Source organism: Acidovorax sp. GW821-FHT09B03 (genome assembly GCF_059418305.1).
Window position 1 is genome coordinate 69219 of the sequence record NZ_JBWKPP010000020.1, and the last position, 16536, is coordinate 85754.

Sequence of the window (16536 nt, forward strand, 5' to 3'; positions counted from 1 at the left end):
CTGCAGGCTCTTTGGTGCCGTGGTGCGGTGCCGGGGCACATGGGCTGCATGCGCTTGCTCCCTTGCCTTGAGGGCGGCCCAAAGCACCCACAACCTGCATGGCAAACGCGAAATTTGCCGATTCAAGGGCTGCGCTTACGATGGCTGCGAGGGAGTTTTCGAGCCATAAGAAATTACACCATGAGAGACCATCGCCACCCCGAAGGTCTGGCCCCTGCGCTGCCAGCCGCCTACGCAACGAGCACTGCCACACCCGGCAGCACCGCCCGCGCAACCGATGCACCACCACAGCGCCGCCGCAGCCGCGAAGAGCTGGCCGCCGCCCAGCAGCGCGCCCAGTCGCGCGTGCAGGGCCAGGTGCAAAAACAAAAGGACCAGGAGCGCCGCGCACGGATGCGGCAGGCCCAGCAGCGGCGCGAGCAGCAGCCTGCCGCGCGCATGTTTGTGCCCTACAGCCTGGCCGCGGTCTTCGTGGCCATGCTCGTCTTCGTCTTTGGCGGTGCCCTCTTCGAGATGGCACAGGGCGACCATTTCCTCGTCTCCGGTCACGCCACCCTGCGCGCCGCCACACCCTGGCTGGTGCTGGCCGCAGCCCCGTTGTGGTACTGGGCACTGTGCCGCACGGAGGTGCTGGCACCCTGGTGGGTGCAGCAGATGCCCACCTGGTTCGTGCGCCAGATGGTGGTGTATCCCTTCGCGGCGCTGCTGGGTGCTGCAGCGCTGGGCGCCGCACCCTGGGGCTGGGCCGCGTACCTGGGCGAGCTGGTGGGCAAACCTGCGCGCGTGGAGGCGCTCGTGGTGTCGGTGGAGGCCCCGCGCATTTCCAGCAGTTGCAACCAGTACGCCCGCCTGGAGTTTCGCGGCAGCACGGGTAGGGTGTGCGTGAACACCGCTGTGACAGGCGTACTGCCGCGCGCGGGCGATACCGTGGTGGTGGCCGGGCTGGTGTCGCGCTGGGGGTTGCATGTGGGGGCGGTGCATGCAAAGTGAGCCCAACGGACGAAGGCGAAGGCAGACCCCTGAGGAGCTGGCGGCTGCGCAGAACCGGCGTGAAGCGCGGGTGTTGGGCGAAGTGCGCAAAGGCATGGGTGCCATCCAGTCGCTGCGGGCACGGCACCTGCGGCTGGCCCGACTGCAGCGGGAACAGGAACGCGCCAGGATCCTGCTGCCCTGCAGGTTCGCGGTGCCTGCCGTGGCGGCGTTCGTCTTCGTGTTGGGCGGCCTCTATTTCGAATGGGCCATGGGTGGGGGATTCCTGTTCTTCGGCAACACCGCCCTGCGCGCTGCCATGCCGTGGATGGTGGGTGTGCTGGTACCGGTCTTCGTCGTGGTGTTGTGCCGGCTCGAAAGGGTGGTGCCCCAAATGGCAGACCCACTCCCTGGCGTATTTTTTCGCACGGTGATCGCGTACCCCCTCCTGGCCCTGCTGTGCGCGGTAGCAGTGGCCGCTGCACCCTGGGGATGGCTTGCGTACCTGGGCTGGATGGCCGGCACGCCTGCGCGCGTGGACGCCCGTGTGCTCTCGATCGAGCCGCTGCGAAACTATGTTCCTTGCGGTCAACATGCCCGCCTGGAGTTCCGTGGAACGGTTGCGCGCATCTGCGTGGAGGAGCGCATGGCCGCAAAGGCGCCGGGTGTCGGGGACACGGTGGCCGTGTATGGGCGCGTTTCGCGCCTGGGGCTGTATGTGCGAGAGATCCATGCCAGGTGAGCGCACAACGGCCGTGCAACCGGCCAAGAGCCCGATTGGCAATGGGCTCCATGGCGTGCCATCCGGTGCCGGTACGGGTGATGTGGAAGAACCGCCTGGAATGGAGCCCGCAGCGCCTGAGCGAAGGGTGAATCCGGACGAACAGGAAGCCGCCCGCATCGAGGCGCGGTTGCTGGCGATTGGCGAGGCCCAGGTGCGCTAGATGAAGGCGCGGGAGGCGGCGCAAAAGAATCGCAGGCCATGGAACTTCGATGCGCCGGCCAAAGCGCCCAGGCGCTGGATGCTCCCGCGCCAATACCGGGTTCCGGTGCTGCTGGTCGTTGCCTACACAGTGATCGGCACGGTCCTCGGGCTGTCCCTGGCGCAGCAATTCATATGGTTTGGCGAAGTCGCATACGGCCCGCTGGCGTGGCTGTTTTTTCTTGGCTTGCTACGGGTGTTTGCGGCCATGTGGTTCATTGCGATGCGGGTTGAGCAAGCGCGGGAACCCCGTGCGCGCAGCTGGGCCGAGCGTTGGCTGCTTGTGTACCCCGCGTTGGTGGTGCTGAGTGCCTGCATGGTGGCCACAGCACCCAGGGGCTGGGCCGCGCTGCTCGGATGGGCTTTTGGCTCGCCTGCCCGCGCGGAGGTCCAGGTGGCGTCCGTCGAACAGCGTCACGCCCGACGGGGGTGCAACCACACTGCGAAATTCGAGCTCCAGGGTGCGACCGCCTTCAGGATCTGCCTGCACCGGCGCCTGGAGGGCGCCATGCCGTCAGCGGGTGGCACGGTTGAAGTGTCAGGGAAGTTGTCGTGGCTGGGGTTGTATGTGGAGCAGGTGCACGGGCGGTGAGTTCACATTAAAGGGGCTGCTGAGCGAGCGCCCGCGCCTTTCTCGCATTTGCAACGCCAGGGCATCACCCAGGTAACAGCGCTCGACCGCGCTGTCAGTGCCCCGCACAATGGGCTGTTCATCCATTCGCATGGGCACGCTGTCCATGTGACGTCGTCCCGGAAAGGCCCCGGTTGTTGCGCTCGATACTCCGCGTGTTGTGCATTCCTGCCGCCCTGGCCAGCGGGGCCGCGTTGGCTGACCCGGGCTACTACGTGGTCACCGCGTACAGCGATCCCGGTGAAATGACCATTGATTTCCGCTACTGGACCGTGACCTCGCGGGGCTCGGCGCTGACCAAGTGGCCCGAGGTGAGGCTGGGCTGGAACGTCAACGCCCGTTGGTACACCGAGGTGATTGCCAGCTGGATCACAGCGTCCGACACGCCCACCACGCTGTCGAGCTGGAACTGGCAGAACGACGTGCTGCTGACCCAGGGCGAGTACCCGTTCGACCTGGCGATCCACACCCTGGTGTCGGCCCCCAGGTACGTGGGCGACGGGCACGCGCTGGAGTTCGGCCCGGCGTTGCAGACCGAAATCGGCCGCACGCAGCTGAACTTCAATGTGTTCTTCGAAAAGGGCTACGGCGGCTTCTCGCACAAGCCGACGCAGCTCAAGTACCAGTGGCAGGTGCGCCACCGCTGGAGGCCTGCGCTGCACTTCGGCGCGCAGGGCTTCGGCGAACTCGGGCAGTGGGACCACTGGGCCCCGCGCCACGAGCAGTCGCACCGCGCAGGCCCGGCGTTGTTCGGCAGCTTCGAGTTCGGCGACCACGAGTTCGGCTGGCAGGCGGCCTACCTGTACGGCAAGACCTACGGGCAGCGCGGCAACATATTCACTGCGCGGGCCAAGTACGATTTTTGACGGATCAGCGCGCGCCAGGGGGCAACCCACTTGTGCATCCCATGCACGACTGAACTGCAGCAAGCCTGATTGCTGGCCGCAACGTGCAGGCCTACGCTTGCCTGGTCCCCACCAAAGCTAGCGAATCAGGAAATCACCATGCTCCAGCAAGTCGTCCTCCACGCAACCGGCGCCCCCGAGGTGATGCACCTTCACCCCACCGAAACCCAGGCCCCCGGCCCGGGCGAGGTCTGGCTCACCCAGGCCGCCATCGGCGTGAACCCATTGGACGTGAGCCAGCGCAAGGGCGCCGTGCGCATCGCCTTGCCCTCGGGCCTGGGGCTCGAAGGGGCGGGCACGGTGGCGGCCATCGGCGCCGGTGTCGGCAACGTGGCCGTGGGCGACCGCGTGGCCTATGCCACGGGGCCGCTGGGGGCCTATGCCAGTGCGCGGCTGTTCCCGGCCGACCGGCTGGTGAAGCTGCCCGATTCAATGGCCTTCGACGATGCGGCGGCCGTGCTGTTCAAGGGCATCACGGCGCAGTACCTGCTCAAGACGACGTACGCGGTCGGGCCGGGCACGCGCACCGTGGTCTACGGCGCGGCGGGCGGGTTGGGGCAGATCATGGCGGCGTGGGCGCGGCACCTGGGCGCCTTCGTGATCGGCGTGGTGTCCAAGGCCGAGAGCCTGGAGCGTGCGCGGGCCGCGGGCTGCCACGCGGTCTTCGTGTTCGACCCGGCCACGCTGGCCGGGCAGGTGAAACAGGCCACAGAGGGCCTGGGGGCCGACGTGGTGTACGACCCCATCGGCCGCGTCTCGCTGGAGGCCTCGCTCGACAGCCTGCGCCCGCGCGGGCTGCTGGTGTCGTTTGGCGCGCTGTCGGGTGCGCCCGTGCCCATCGAGATGGGCACGCTCAATGCCAAGGGTTCGCTGTTCGTCACCCGGCCTTCGCTCGCAGCCCACACCGCCACGGCGGCCGAGTACCAGGAGCGGGCACGCGACGTGCTCGATGCGCTCGCGGCCGGCATCATCCGCGCGCAGGTGTGGCGCCGCTATCCGCTGGCCGAGGCGGCGGCGGCGCATGCGGATCTGGAAGAGGGGCGCTCGCAGGGCGCGATCGTCCTGGTTCCCTGAGGCGGTTGACGCCCCTGGCCGGGCTCAGTCGAGTGCGGCCTTGCGGATGGGCAGGCCCGCGTAGGACTTGAGCGTCTTGAGCACGAAGGACGACTGGATCTCGCGCACCCCCGGCAGCTTGCCGGCCACACGGCTGATGAAGTCCGCGTAGGCGTTCATGTCCGTTGCCACCACCCGCAAGAGGAAGTCGCCGTTGCCCGACACCATGTGGCACGACACGATCTCGTCCACGGCCGCCACGGCGGCCGTGAACTCCTGGATGTTGCGCTCGTCGTGGGTGTGCACGCTGATGGACAGAAAGCTCTCGATGCCGAAGCCGAGCTTTTGCGCGTTCAGGTGCGCGTGGTAGCCGTCGATGAGGCCGGACTCCTGCATCTTCTTGATGCGCCGCCACACGGGCGTGTTGCTCAGGTGCAGCTGCTCGGCCAGGTCGGCACTGGACAGCCGCGCGTCGCGCTGCAGTTGTTCAAGGATCACGACTTCGACCTCGGTCAGCGCTTCGGGACGGCCCATGGTTCTTTCTTCTTTCGATCAGCGAGAGCAGATGGTATTGGAGCGCCCGCCGATTGCAAAGGTTTTGCGCTTTGCACCGGCCCAGGCGTGTTTTGCGCAAAGTCTTTTCCTGCCTGCGTCGTGAGAATCGATTTCTCCCCACCCGAGGAAAGACCCGCCACCATGAAATGGCCCGCCACGCGCATCTCCAGCAGCTCGCCGAAGTCCTTCGGCATGTACCAGCGGGCCGCTGCGCTCTTCCCGCACGACCCCGACGTGATCCACCTGGAGGTGGGCCGCCCCGACTGCGACACGCCCGCGCACATCAAGCAGGCGGCCATCGACGCCCTGCAGGCCGGCCGGGTGCACTATGGCGAGTTCCCGGGCGAGCTGGACCTGCGGGAGGCCATCTGCGCCCGCCTGGCCCGGCACAACGGCATCGAGGCCAGCCCGGCACAGGTCATCGTGACCAACGGGCTCACGCACGCATCGTATGCCACGGTGATGGCGGCCATCGACCCGGGCGACGAGGTCATCCTGCTCGCGCCGTACTACCCCCAGGTCATCAACAAGATCGAGCTGGCAGGCGGGGTGGTGGTCGCCGTGCCGCTGGATGCCGCGGCGGGCTTTGCCATCGATGCGGCGCGCATCGAGGCCGCGGTCACGCCGCGCACGCGCATGGTCTGCATCGTCAATCCCAACAACCCCACGGGCCGGGTCCATACCCGCCAGGAGCTGCAGGCACTGGCGGACGTGGCCATCCGCCACGACCTGCTGGTGCTGTCGGACGAGGTGTACGAGCGCATCGTGTACGACGGTGCGCAGCACACCAGCCTCGCATCGCTGCCCGGCATGGCCGAGCGCACGATCAGCCTGTTCGCCTTCACCAAGGCCTATGCCATGGACGGCTGGCGGCTGGGCTACCTGGTGGCCGACCCCCGGTTCATCCCGGCGATCCTCAAGGTCACGATGAACGATGTGTCCCACGTCAACACCTTCATCCAGGCGGGCGGCGTGGCGGCGCTGACCGGCGACCAGGGCGGGGTCGAGCAGATGGTCGAGGAAGACCGGCGCCGCCGCGACCTGGTCTGCGACACGCTGGACGGGCTGGCCGGCATCCGCTGCCCGCGCCCGCAGGGCACGATCTACGCCTTTGCCGATATCCGCGGCACGGGCCTGGGCAGCCAGGCGTTCGCCGACCGGCTGCTTGCGCAGACCAAGGTGAGCGTGGAGTCCGGGGCGTTCTACGGCCCGGCGGGCGAGGGCTTCGTGCGCATCTGCTTTGGCGGCGAGCCGTATGCGCGCATCCAGGCCGCGATGGACCGCATGCGCGGCTTCCTGCAGGGCCAAGGGTAGGAACGCCATGGGCATCGCGAGCGTCACTGCATTCGACGGCTGGATCCGCAGCCGCTTCAAGGGCTTCAACACCGATCTGGAGGAACTGTACTTTGCCAAGGCGGACCGGGCCGACGTGGAGGGCACGGGCGATGGCACCAAGGCGGCGCTGCGGGACGAGGGGGCGGGGCACATCGCCCGCATCCATGCCGAGCCCCGGCTGTACGAGGACGAGGCGCGCAGCTACGACCTGCTGGGCAACATCGGCCTGTATATGGCCGCGCTGCGCCGCCATGAGCTGACCAACCCGGACCGGGAGGAGCGCTCGCCCTTTCCGGTGGCGAGCGCGCTGGCGCAGCGCCTGGCAGCCGGTCTGGGCGTTGCGCCGCGCTTTGCCACCGCCCACGTCAACCTGCGCAACCTGGCCATCGGCGGCGAGCACAAGAGCTTCACGCGCCTGCCGGACGAGCTGCTGTTCATCGAGTACAACTGCCTGCCCATCCTGGCCTACATCCGCGCTGCCGACGTGCTGCGCCGCATAGCGCCGCTGGGCGTGGCCCACCCCGCCACGCTGGCCCTGCTGCGCGATGCGCAAGCCGCGCTCCAGGACGTCGGCCGTTACAACGCCGAGCTGCACCGGCGGCTGGACGTGGACCGCTTCTTCTACAACATCCGCCCCTATTTCAAGACCTACCGCGTGGGCCGCCAGGCCTACCGGGGCGCCAACGCCGGCGACTTTGCCGCGATCAACGAGATCGACCTGTATCTGGGGCTGTGCCGCGTGTCCGACCCAGGCTATGCCGGCATCGTGCTGGAGAAGATGCCGTTTTTACCGCGCGAGGACCAGCAGGCGCTGCAGGCCGCCTGCCGGCAGCAGAGCCTGCTCGACGCCTTTTTGGAGGCCGCGCCGGCCGCGCACGGGCATGCGGGCCTGCGCGCCAACGTGCAGGCGTTCCTGGATGTCTGCACGGCGCACGGAGAGACGGCGGCCCAGCACCACGCGCTGTTCGTGCGCCGTTTCATCGAGGCTCCCTCGACCCGCATGGAGGAAAAGCACCTGGCGCAGATCACCGCCAGCGGCCCCCCGCTGCAGGCGCTGCTGGCGGCGCTGGAGGCGCTGGAGGCGCTGCGCGACCGGCGCCTGGCCGTGGACCGGCCCGGCATCGACTCGCGGCACGCCGACCTGGCGGTGCTGCGCGCGCTGTAGCAGGGCAGGGCGCAGCCCGGTGCATGGCATGGCGTACAGTCCCCGTGACTGCTTTGTGATTGCCCCATGGACCTGCTCGACAGCCAACACGCCGATGAACTAGCCACACTGCTGGCGCTGCATGCCGAGGGCTCGTTCGCGGCCGCGGGGCGGGCGCTGAACAAGCACCCCTCGGTGCTCTCCAAGCGCCTGGCCGCGCTGGAGGCCCGGCTGGGCGTGCGCCTGGTGGAGCGCACCACGCGGCAGCTGCGCTTTACCGACGACGGCCTGCGCCTGGTGGAGAAGGTGCGCCACGCCGCGCTGCTGATCGCAGAGGCGCAGAAGGAGGCCGCGCAGGGCGCACACGAGGTGCGCGGGCGGCTGCGCCTGTCCATGCCCGCCGCCATGGGCCGGCGCTGGCTCAGCCCCATGGTGGCCGGATTTGCCCTGGCCCACCCCGAGGTGCAGGTGGAGGTGGAATACGCCGAGCGTTTCGTCGACATCGTGGCCGAGCATTTCGACGCGGCCATCCGCATCGGTGAGCTCGAAGACAGCCGCCTGGTGGCCACGCGGCTGTGCGAGCACCGGCGCATCCTGTGCGCGACGCCCGGCTACCTGCAGCGCCATGGCACACCCCAGGTGCCGACCGACCTGGCGACGCACAACTGCCTGGGCTTCACGGGGCTGCGCTCCTACCCCGAATGGCGCCTGACGCGCGACGGCGTGACCGAGGCCGTGCAGATCAAGGGCAGCCTCGTCAGCAACGACAACGAGGCCCTGCTGGCCGCAGCGCGCCTGGGCCTGGGCATCATGGCCGCGGGCGACTGGCTGGTCAGCCCCGACATTGCCGCCGGCCACCTGGTGCCGGTGTTGGCGCCCTGGGGGCTCAATGCGCATGCCGGCATCTACCTGGTGCGGCCCTCGGGGCGGTTCAGCACCGCGGCGATGGCGGCGTTCAAGGCCTGGATGGTGGGGCAGTTTACGCAGGGCGCGCCCTGGCGCTTGTAGGCGGGTGTACCCACGCAGCCACCACTTGTAACGGCTGGAGGGGGGCACATCGGCAATACTTGGCCGCATGAAAGCATTCTTCCTGGGCCTGGTGGCGGTGGCCGCATCGCTGGCTGCCGTGGCACAGCCTGCCGCCGATCCGCGCGCGAAGCCCATCGAGGCCCGTGGCCCGTTGGCGCCGCTCAAGGGCACACTGCTGGCGCCTGCCAGGGCCGGTGCGCCCGTGGTGCTGATCGTGCCCGGCTCGGGCCCCACGGATCGCGATGGCAACAACCCGCTGGGCGTGAATGCCGCCACCTACAAGCTGCTGGCGCAGGACCTGGCGGCCCGGGGCATCGCCTCGGTGCGCATCGACAAGCGCGGCATGTTCGGCAGTGCCAAGGCCGTGGCCGATGCCAATGCCGTCACCATTCCCGACTATGTAACCGACGTGCACAGCTGGGTGGGCGCCATCCGCCGCAGCACCGGTGTGCCCTGCGTGTGGGTGCTGGGCCACAGCGAGGGCGGCCTGGTTGCGCTGGCCGCTGCGCAAGGGGGTAGCGAGGTGCCGGGCATCTGCGGCCTGCTGCTGGTGGCCGCGCCCGGCCGGCCGCTGGGCCAGGTGCTGCGCGACCAGCTGCGTGCCAACCCGGCCAACGCGCCCATCCTGGATCAGGCGCTGGCCGCCATCACCAGGCTCGAAGGCGGCGCCGCGTGGACACTGCCAGCCTGCACCCCGCCTTGCACCCGCTGTTCAACGAGGCGGTGCAGGGCTTTCTGATCAGCGCCTTCGCGCAGGACCCGGCCAAGCTCATCGCCGCCACCAGGATGCCCGTGCTGGTGCTGCAGGGCGAGCGCGACCTGCAGGTGGGCGTGCAGGACGCGCGCCTGCTGGCCCAGGCCAATCCGGCTGCCCAACTGGTGCTGATGCCCGGCACCAACCATGTGCTCAAGGCCGTGGTGACGGACGACCCTGCGGCGAATATGGCGACCTATGCCAACCCGGGCCAGCCGCTGGCGCCGGGGGTGGTGGATGCGGTGGTGCGGTTTGTCACGGCGGGCAAGACCAGGCCTTGATGCGCGCCGCCGCGGTGCTGACAACTACAGGCAGGCCATCGTTGCCGTGAACGAATGCGCGGGGGACTGCTCCGACCTGTCGATGGTTGCACTGTCCGCCCCTGCAACAAACTGCGTGAACCGGATAGCCCCTGTGTTCAACCCGGGTGCGTGGACCTGGCCGCAGACGAATTTCCCTCGGGTCGTGGTCACGACATGCACCTCCTGGAACCTGGCCGACCCGGGGTGCTTGAGTTGGGCTGCCACCGCAGCTTTTGCCGCGGACATCAATGCCTCCTCATTTTTCCCTTGCAGCAGAAACGCCAGGCTGGAGTCGATGTGGCGTTGCAGGTCCATGTTCAGCGCGCGGAGCAGGGCTGGCATCCTTGGTGCCGGCGCGGGTGCTGCAAGGGGAGCCTGCGCGCAACCCAGCGCCAGCAGGGCTGCCAAAAGCAGTGCGGGGCGGAACTTCGGCCAGTCATCTGCTTGCATGCTGCACTCCATGGGGTTGAACACCAGGGTGTAGCAGAGCGAGGTATGCCTGGGTGCGGCCAGCCGCAAGGCAGCGCCAGGCTTCGTGACATTGGTCTCAAGAGTTCGATCCGCTTGGTGCCCGCGGGGGCGCGGCCCGCGCCGTCGTCTCGTGGTGCTGCGCCAGCTGCACCCGGTCCTCCAGCGTCGAGAACACCACCGCGAACGCCATGCCCACCAAGGCGCCGAGCACGGTGTCGAGCACGCGCGCCAGCGGCATCCCGCTGCTTGCCGCAGGCGTGGCCAGCGAGGTCATGAGCAGCGCCATGGGGGTCACGAAGACCTGGCCCAGCGCGTAGTTGGCACCGATCACCACCTCGGTGGCCAACTGCAGCACGATCACGGCGGCCAGCAGGGGCCAGAACGACGGGTGCTGGGCCAGCACCAGCCACGCCAGGGCCGCGCCGGCCACGGTGCCCAGGCTGCGTTGCAGGGCGCGGTGCATGGCGGTGTGCAGGTGGCTGCCTTGCAGCACGGCCATGGCGCCGATGGCGGCCCAGGCCGGGTGCTGCCAGCCGGCGGCCAGGGCCAGCAGGCCGGCGCTGGCGGTGCACAGGGCAATGCGGGCAAATTGCAGCCACGGGCCGGCCTGCACGGCGGGCGTGGGCGGCGGCGTGGCAGGTGCGGCGCGCAGCCGGTCACTGGCGCGGCAGACGGCAACGGCCGATGCCACCCCGGCCAGGGTGAAGAGCACGCGGGCAATGGCGCTCTGCCAGCCATCCACCGGTGCCATGGCGGCACAACCCGCGAAGACGAAGATCACGGCGCCCGGCGGGCCCAGGCACCAGCGCCCGGCCAGCCACGACACCGTGCCGGCCAGCAGGCCCAGGCAGAGCAGCAGGGCGGCGGGTTGTGCGCCTGCCAGGCCCAGCAGCGACATCAGCGCCACTGCCCCGATGAGCAGCGCGCCCGAGCGCAGCACGGCGGGCATGCGCTGCCCCGCCGGCGCAAAGCGCCCCAGCAGTGCCGCCAGTGCGCCCAGCGCCGCATAGCCCACCAGGTGTGCCCAGGGCGACAGGTGCGTGGCCCCGGCAGCGATCAGCACCGCCAGGCCGGTCTGCAGCCCCACCACGGCGGCGTTGCGCAGCGAGGGCAGGGGGGAGATGGCGCAGGCCTCGCGCAGGCGCGCGGGGGCCAGCAGGCGCGGCAGGCTGGCCAGGTGGGAGCTGTGCACAGAGGAGGAGGCGGTGGTCTGCATGGTCAGGCCTGCGAAGCGATGCGCGCCTCGATGCGCTCGAAGGCGCGCAGCAGGGTCTGCGCATCCTGCTCGCCAATGTCGGCCAGCAGCTCCGACTCGATGGCCTGCAGCTGCTTGCGCAGGGTGGCCACGGTGCGCCGGCCGGCGGGCGTCAGGTGCACCAGCTTCACGCGGCGGTCCTCGGGGTGAGGGCGGCGCTCGATCAGTCCGCGCTCCACCAGGATGTCGAGCAGCCGCACCAGGCTGGAGCCATCGAGCCCCACGGCCGCTGCCAGCGCACTTTGCGACACATCGCTGTCGCTGCCCAGTTCGTGCAGGTGCATCAGCGGCGCCCAGGTGGCGTCGCTCAGGCCGCTGGCGGACAGGCGCGCATCCAGCGCCTGGCGCCAGCGCCGTGCCAGGCCCACCAGGCGGATGCCAATGCGGTGGCGTGGATCGGGAAGGTCTTCTTTCATGGATATTGATTTTATCACAATCATTTTAATTCAAATGATTGTGGTGCAGCGCAGCTTGTTTGCCGAGCAGCGGGTGCCTGTTACCGTTCCACGGGCCGGGGGATTGGGGGAGGGCCTGCTCTTGGCCTATCATCTGCTGAAGAGCAAGCCGCCCGATGCGACATCGGTCATCCGGCCCGCCAACCAGAACATCGAACCGGTGGTCCTCCGCCAACACCCGTCCATGCCCTCTCTTTCGTCCCCTCCGGCCGCAACAACACCGTCGTCACCCGCCTTCGTCCCCGAGACCCGCTTCGGCCTGTGGTTCCTGTCCACCGAGACCTGGCGCGTGCATGTGCTGCAGCGCGCCCTCAACGACCTGCAGGCCCTGGCACCCGACCTGCCCAAGGGCGGCACCGTGCTGGACATCGGCACCGGCCAGGGCCACTCGCTGCCGGAGCTGGCGGAACGCTTTCGCCCCAGCCAGCTCCATGCCCTGGATCCCGAGCCGGACTTTGCCGAGCGCAGCGCAGCGATGCGCCAGGCGGTCAGCCCCGCCGTCGCGCTGCACAATGCGCATGCCGAGAACATTCCGTTGCCCGACGGGTCGGTCGACCTGGTGCTGTGCCACCAGACCCTGCACCACATCGTGGACCAGCAGGCCGCACTGGCCGAGATCTTTCGCGTGCTCAAGCCGGGAGGCCACCTGCTGCTGGCCGAAAGCACCCGCGCCTACATCCACAGCTGGGTCATCCGGCTGCTGTTTCGCCACCCCATGCACGTGCAGCGCAGTGCGCCCGAGTTCCTGGCCATGCTGGGCGAGGCCGGCTTCGAGGTGAAGCCCGAGCATGTCAGCACGCCTTACCTGTGGTGGAGCCGCAAGGACCTGGGTGCGCTGGAATGGCTGGGGTTTGGCGTGCCCAAGGTGCGCGAGGAAACGCTGCTCAATGCCGTAGCGCGCAAACCGTTTTGAGGAGCCGACCGCCATGCAGATCAAACTCGCCAGCGTCCTGGTGGACGACCAGGAAAAGGCCCTGAAGTTCTACACCGAGCAGCTCGGCTTCGTGAAGGACAAGGACATCGCCATGGGCACGTTCCGCTGGCTCACCGTCAACTCGCCCGAGGGTGCCGAGGGCGTGGAGCTGGTGCTGGAGCCCATGGCATTTCCGCCCTCTGCTGTGTACCAGCGTGCACTGTTCGAGGCCGGCATCCCGGCCACCGCCTTCATCACCAAGGACCTGGCGGGCGACTACGCGCGGCTCAAGGCCAACGGCGTGCAGTTTCGCGGCGAGCCGATGCGTGCGGGGCCGATCACCATGGTGCTGCTGGAGGATACCTGCGGCAATCTGATCAACCTGGTTCAGCCGGATGAAGCCGGTTGATCCGGGGCGGAGGGGGCAATGGGCTTTGACGCCTCAATCAGAGACCGCAGCACTTATTTGAGGTTGTCGCTTTTCGTGGACGAGGACGACGGGACCGCGGAGCTGACAGCACAGGTGTTTTCCAGCGGCTTTGCTGGGCACGGAGCTGCTTTCTTCAACCTGCGCGATGTGGATGCATTCGGCGGACGCCTGGCCGGCACCTTTCCCATTGCGAAGGAGCAGCCGATAGAACTCCTCGGAGGCAACTGGCATACCGATGGCAGCAGGGTAGACGATGTTCACCTGGGGCTGACGTTTTACCCCAGGGATGGCAGAGGTACGGTGGGAGTGCGTGTGCAACTCGTAGATCCACGGTGGCCCGATGGGGGCGCGGAAAGCCAGGCGCGGCTGGCCGTGGTGTTGACCACGCAATACGAGGCGCTTCGGCATTTCGGTGAGGCAGTTCGCACCATGGCACAAAGCCAGTGCGGATCGGCAGAACTGGGTGTTTCCGACGCCGAGTAGCCCCGCCTGGGGCGTGTGCTTAGTCCGGTGCCCCGAGCGCCCTGATCACCGCCGCATGCGCCATCGCCAGCTCGGGCGAGGTGTGGAAGTGCTTCTGGTAGTGGCCTGAGAAATCCGCCTCGGCCGAGTGCTCGAGCTTGAGCATCTCGCGCACGCGGCGCGCCACGACGGGCGGTGCTTCGGCGGCATCGGCATTGCCGGGCTCCATGGCTTCGTCGAGCATGACGATGAGCCGGCTCAGCGGCTCCAGCCAACGCATGGATTCGGCATACGCCATGACCTGCAGGAACTCGCCGGCCGACTGGCGGCCGTGCAGCTTTTCATAGTCGCGCCGTTCCAGTTCGATCAGGTGGCGGTGCAGTGCGAGCAGGGCGGTGCGCAGGGCAGCGCATTGTTCGGGAGTGGCAGAGGTGGTCATGCGGCAGATGGTTGCAAAAAAGCGTCTGGCGCATGATCGCACGGCCGGCCGCTTGTTCAGTCCTTCATCTTGGCAAAGTCCACCAGCTTGGCGTACTGCACCGTGTCATTGCGCATCAGCGCGGCCAGGTCGGCATTGGCGGCGGTGGGCAGCACCATGCCGGCGTCTTCGAGGCGGCGGCGCACGGCCGGGTCCTGCAGGGTGGCCTTGAGGCCCTGGCTGAGCTGCTGGGCCAGGGCGGGTGGCAGGTTTTTGGGCGCGGCCATGGCGAACCAGCCGACCAGGTCGTAGCCCTTGAGCAGCGGGTGCTCGCCCAGCGCGGGCACGTTGGGCAGGGCCGGGCTGCGCGCGGCGCTGGTGATGCCCAGGGGCACGACGCGGCCGCCCTGGATGAAGGGCAGGGCGGCGGTGGGCGAGAGCATGGCGAAGTCCAGCGTGCCGCCGGCCAGGTCGCTGGTGAGCGAAGCCGTGCCACGGTAGGGGATGTGCGTCATGAAGACGCCGGCGCGCTGCTTGATGAGTTCGCCCGCAAAGTGCAACGTGGAGCCCACCCCCGAGCTGCCGTAGCTGTACTTGCCGGGGTTGCGCTTGACCAGGTCGATGAACTCGGCCAGGTTCTTCACGCCCGTCTTGGGCCCGGCCACCAGCAGCACGGGGGCGGTGGCGATGAGGCCGATGGGCGCCAGGTCCTTGAGCGGGTCGTACTTCTGCGCGGGGTTCACCAGGCCGGTGGCCGCCATCTCGTTGCTGGAGCCCACCAGCAGGGTGTAGCCGTCCGGCGGGCTACTGACCACGCGCTGCGCGGCGATGGCGCCGGCCGCGCCGCCCTGGTTGTCCATGACCAGCGTGGCGCCGAGCCTGGGGCCCAGCGCGTCGCCGACGATGCGCGCCGCCTGGTCCACCGAGCCGCCCGGTGGGTAGCCGATGACGATCTTGACCGGCTTGGTAGGCCAGGCCGCGGCGCCCTGGGCCAGGGCTGCGGGCGTGCCGGTGGCCGCGAGCGTGGCCATGGTGGCGGCCAGCAGCGCGGTACGGCGCGTTGCGGATGAGGGGATCAGGCGAGGAAAGGGCATGCGCATGGTGGGGGCCGTGAGGGTGGGGTGTGAAGGGGAGGGCGTGGGCTCAGGCCGGTGCCAGGAAGCGCTCGGTCAGCTTGACCCAGTAGGTCGATGCCAGGGGCAGGCAGGCGTCGTTGAAGTCGTAGCCAGGGTTGTGCACCATGCAGCCGCCGCTGCCGTGCGTGTCGCCCACGCCGTTGCCCACGATGAGGTAGCTGCCGGGGCACTGCTCCAGCATGAAGGAGAAGTCTTCGCTGCCGGTCAGGGGCTGCAGGTTGGGCATGATGCCGTCCTCGCCCAGCCAGTCGAGCGCGACCTGGCGTGCGAAGTCGGTGCTGGCCATGTCGTTCACCAGGGCCGGGTAGCGCCAGTGGTAGTCCACCTCGGCCTGCATGCCCAGCGTGGCGGCCTGGGCCTGCACCAGGGCGGTGATGCGCTCGCGCAGCAGGGCGCGGATCTCGGGGCGGTAGGCGCGCACCGTCAGGCGCATGAGCACGCTGCCAGGGATGACGTTGGGCGCATCGCCGCCGTGGATGGCGCCCACCGAGATGACGGCCATCTCGCGCGGGTCCACGTTGCGCGAGACGATGGTCTGCAGCGCCAGCACGATGTGCGCGGCCGCCACCACCGGGTCGGCCGCCAGGTGCGGGGCCGAGCCGTGGCCACCCCGGCCCTTGACGGTGATGGTGACCGAGTCGGACGAGGCCATGAACGGCCCGCCCATGAAGCCGAAGGTGCCCACCGGGTGGCCGGGCATGTTGTGCAGGGCGAAGATGGCGTCGCAGGGGAACCGCTCGAACAGGCCGTCCTCGATCATCTTGCGGCCGCCACCCAGGCCTTCTTCGGCGGGCTGAAAGATCAGGTGCAAGGTGCCGTCGAAGCTGCGCTCCTTTGCCAGGTGGCGCGCCGCCGCCAGCAGGATGGCGGTGTGGCCGTCGTGCCCGCAGGCGTGCATCTTGCCCGCGTGGGTGCTGGCATAGGGCAGGCCGGTCTCCTCGTGGATGGGCAGGGCGTCCATGTCGGCGCGCAGGCCCAGCACGCGCGGGCTGCTGCCCAGGCGCAAGGTGCCCACCACGCCGGTACCGCCCAGGCCGCGGTGCACGGTGTAGCCCCATTCGGCCAGGCGCGCGGCCACCAGGTCGCCGGTGGCAAATTCCTCGAATGCGAGCTCGGGGTGGGCATGGATGTGGCGGCGCAGGGCGACCATCTCCGCCTCGATCGCGCGGATGCCGGGCAGCACCGGGTCGGTGCGGTGGGCGTGGTCATCGCACTGGTGCTGTGGTGGTGTTGCGTTGTCTCGTTCGATGGCCTGGTTCATGGCGGTTTCTGGTGTGCAGTAGGTGGGCAAAGTCTAGAAACCGCGCCTGCACAGCGGCAGACAGGGACTGCCTTGC

At 68.8% G+C, this 16536-nt stretch carries 20 protein-coding genes; 13 read left to right on the forward strand and 7 right to left on the reverse strand.

The window, feature by feature from the left end; genetic code table 11:
* Nucleotides 1-180 precede the first annotated feature (180 nt).
* The 5 genes from AC07PA_RS27100 (at nt 181) to AC07PA_RS27120 (ending at nt 4561) form a co-directional block, all read left to right on the forward strand.
* Complete coding sequence (locus tag AC07PA_RS27100; RefSeq protein WP_494609392.1) at nt 181-990, forward strand: hypothetical protein; 810 nt, start codon at nt 181-183, stop codon at nt 988-990.
* The gene (locus tag AC07PA_RS27105; RefSeq protein WP_494609391.1) at nt 980-1711 is read left to right on the forward strand and encodes a hypothetical protein; all 732 of its coding nucleotides are present in this window, start codon (nt 980-982) and stop codon (nt 1709-1711) included. The genes AC07PA_RS27100 and AC07PA_RS27105 overlap by 11 nt, the downstream gene beginning before the upstream one ends.
* A gap of 202 nt (nt 1712-1913) precedes the next feature.
* Complete coding sequence (locus AC07PA_RS27110; RefSeq protein WP_494609390.1) at nt 1914-2543, forward strand: hypothetical protein; 630 nt, start codon at nt 1914-1916, stop codon at nt 2541-2543.
* A gap of 194 nt (nt 2544-2737) precedes the next feature.
* Complete coding sequence (locus tag AC07PA_RS27115) at nt 2738-3448, forward strand: hypothetical protein (RefSeq protein ID WP_494609389.1); 711 nt, start codon at nt 2738-2740, stop codon at nt 3446-3448.
* A 138-nt stretch (nt 3449-3586) separates the two neighbouring features.
* A complete protein-coding gene (locus AC07PA_RS27120; protein WP_494609388.1) occupies nt 3587-4561 on the forward strand; it encodes a quinone oxidoreductase family protein in 975 nt (324 codons plus the stop codon).
* Nucleotides 4562-4585: 24 nt separating this feature from the next.
* Here AC07PA_RS27120 and AC07PA_RS27125 read toward each other — a convergent pair whose 3' ends face one another.
* Nucleotides 4586-5074, reverse strand: a complete 489-nt coding sequence (locus AC07PA_RS27125) for an Lrp/AsnC family transcriptional regulator (RefSeq protein ID WP_007855333.1) — start codon at nt 5072-5074, stop codon at nt 4586-4588.
* A gap of 162 nt (nt 5075-5236) precedes the next feature.
* On the opposite strand from AC07PA_RS27125, the gene AC07PA_RS27130 reads away from it, so the two are divergent.
* The 5 genes from AC07PA_RS27130 (at nt 5237) to AC07PA_RS27150 (ending at nt 9638) form a co-directional block, all read left to right on the forward strand.
* Nucleotides 5237-6409, forward strand: a complete 1173-nt coding sequence (locus AC07PA_RS27130; protein WP_494609387.1) for a pyridoxal phosphate-dependent aminotransferase — start codon at nt 5237-5239, stop codon at nt 6407-6409.
* Nucleotides 6410-6416: 7 nt separating this feature from the next.
* A complete protein-coding gene (locus AC07PA_RS27135; protein ID WP_494609386.1) occupies nt 6417-7595 on the forward strand; it encodes a monodechloroaminopyrrolnitrin synthase PrnB family protein in 1179 nt (392 codons plus the stop codon).
* A 66-nt stretch (nt 7596-7661) separates the two neighbouring features.
* A complete protein-coding gene (locus AC07PA_RS27140; RefSeq protein ID WP_494609385.1) occupies nt 7662-8582 on the forward strand; it encodes a LysR family transcriptional regulator in 921 nt (306 codons plus the stop codon).
* Between the two features lie 67 nt (nt 8583-8649).
* Entirely contained in the window at nt 8650-9342 is a 693-nt protein-coding gene (locus AC07PA_RS27145; protein ID WP_494609384.1) for an alpha/beta hydrolase, read from the forward strand.
* Nucleotides 9276-9638, forward strand: coding sequence for an alpha/beta fold hydrolase (locus AC07PA_RS27150; RefSeq protein WP_494655402.1), 363 nt, complete (start codon nt 9276-9278; stop codon nt 9636-9638). Before AC07PA_RS27145 ends, AC07PA_RS27150 begins: the two co-directional genes overlap by 67 nt.
* A 24-nt stretch (nt 9639-9662) precedes the next feature.
* Here the strand turns inward: AC07PA_RS27150 and AC07PA_RS27155 are convergent, their stop codons facing one another.
* From AC07PA_RS27155 to AC07PA_RS27165, 3 genes are all read right to left on the reverse strand, one after another.
* Nucleotides 9663-10109 carry a hypothetical protein gene (locus tag AC07PA_RS27155; RefSeq protein ID WP_494609382.1) on the reverse strand — a complete coding sequence of 149 codons (447 nt, stop codon included), beginning with the start codon at nt 10107-10109 and terminating at the stop codon, nt 9663-9665.
* A 97-nt stretch (nt 10110-10206) separates the two neighbouring features.
* On the reverse strand, nt 10207-11346 hold the full coding sequence (locus AC07PA_RS27160; RefSeq protein ID WP_494609381.1) for an FUSC family protein: 1140 nt from the start codon (nt 11344-11346) through the stop codon (nt 10207-10209).
* A gap of 2 nt (nt 11347-11348) precedes the next feature.
* Entirely contained in the window at nt 11349-11801 is a 453-nt protein-coding gene (locus AC07PA_RS27165) for a MarR family winged helix-turn-helix transcriptional regulator (RefSeq protein WP_035203769.1), read from the reverse strand.
* Nucleotides 11802-12024: 223 nt separating this feature from the next.
* Here AC07PA_RS27165 and AC07PA_RS27170 point away from each other — a divergent pair, with 223 nt between their 5' ends.
* Genes AC07PA_RS27170 through AC07PA_RS27180 form a run of 3 tightly spaced genes read left to right on the forward strand, consistent with a single transcriptional unit; the run spans nt 12025 to nt 13666 of the window.
* Nucleotides 12025-12753, forward strand: a complete 729-nt coding sequence (locus tag AC07PA_RS27170) for a class I SAM-dependent methyltransferase (protein WP_494609380.1) — start codon at nt 12025-12027, stop codon at nt 12751-12753.
* A 13-nt stretch (nt 12754-12766) separates the two neighbouring features.
* Nucleotides 12767-13162, forward strand: coding sequence for a VOC family protein (locus AC07PA_RS27175; RefSeq protein ID WP_494609379.1), 396 nt, complete (start codon nt 12767-12769; stop codon nt 13160-13162).
* Nucleotides 13163-13180: 18 nt separating this feature from the next.
* Nucleotides 13181-13666 carry a hypothetical protein gene (locus AC07PA_RS27180; RefSeq protein ID WP_494609378.1) on the forward strand — a complete coding sequence of 162 codons (486 nt, stop codon included), beginning with the start codon at nt 13181-13183 and terminating at the stop codon, nt 13664-13666.
* A 19-nt stretch (nt 13667-13685) separates the two neighbouring features.
* Here AC07PA_RS27180 and AC07PA_RS27185 read toward each other — a convergent pair whose 3' ends face one another.
* Genes AC07PA_RS27185 through AC07PA_RS27195 form a run of 3 tightly spaced genes read right to left on the reverse strand, consistent with a single transcriptional unit; the run spans nt 13686 to nt 16349 of the window.
* Entirely contained in the window at nt 13686-14084 is a 399-nt protein-coding gene (locus tag AC07PA_RS27185) for a hypothetical protein (RefSeq protein WP_494609377.1), read from the reverse strand.
* A 56-nt stretch (nt 14085-14140) separates the two neighbouring features.
* Nucleotides 14141-15163, reverse strand: coding sequence for a Bug family tripartite tricarboxylate transporter substrate binding protein (locus AC07PA_RS27190; RefSeq protein ID WP_494609376.1), 1023 nt, complete (start codon nt 15161-15163; stop codon nt 14141-14143).
* Nucleotides 15164-15206: 43 nt separating this feature from the next.
* The gene (locus tag AC07PA_RS27195) at nt 15207-16349 is read right to left on the reverse strand and encodes a M20 aminoacylase family protein (protein ID WP_494609435.1); all 1143 of its coding nucleotides are present in this window, start codon (nt 16347-16349) and stop codon (nt 15207-15209) included.
* Nucleotides 16350-16536: the final 187 nt, after the last annotated feature.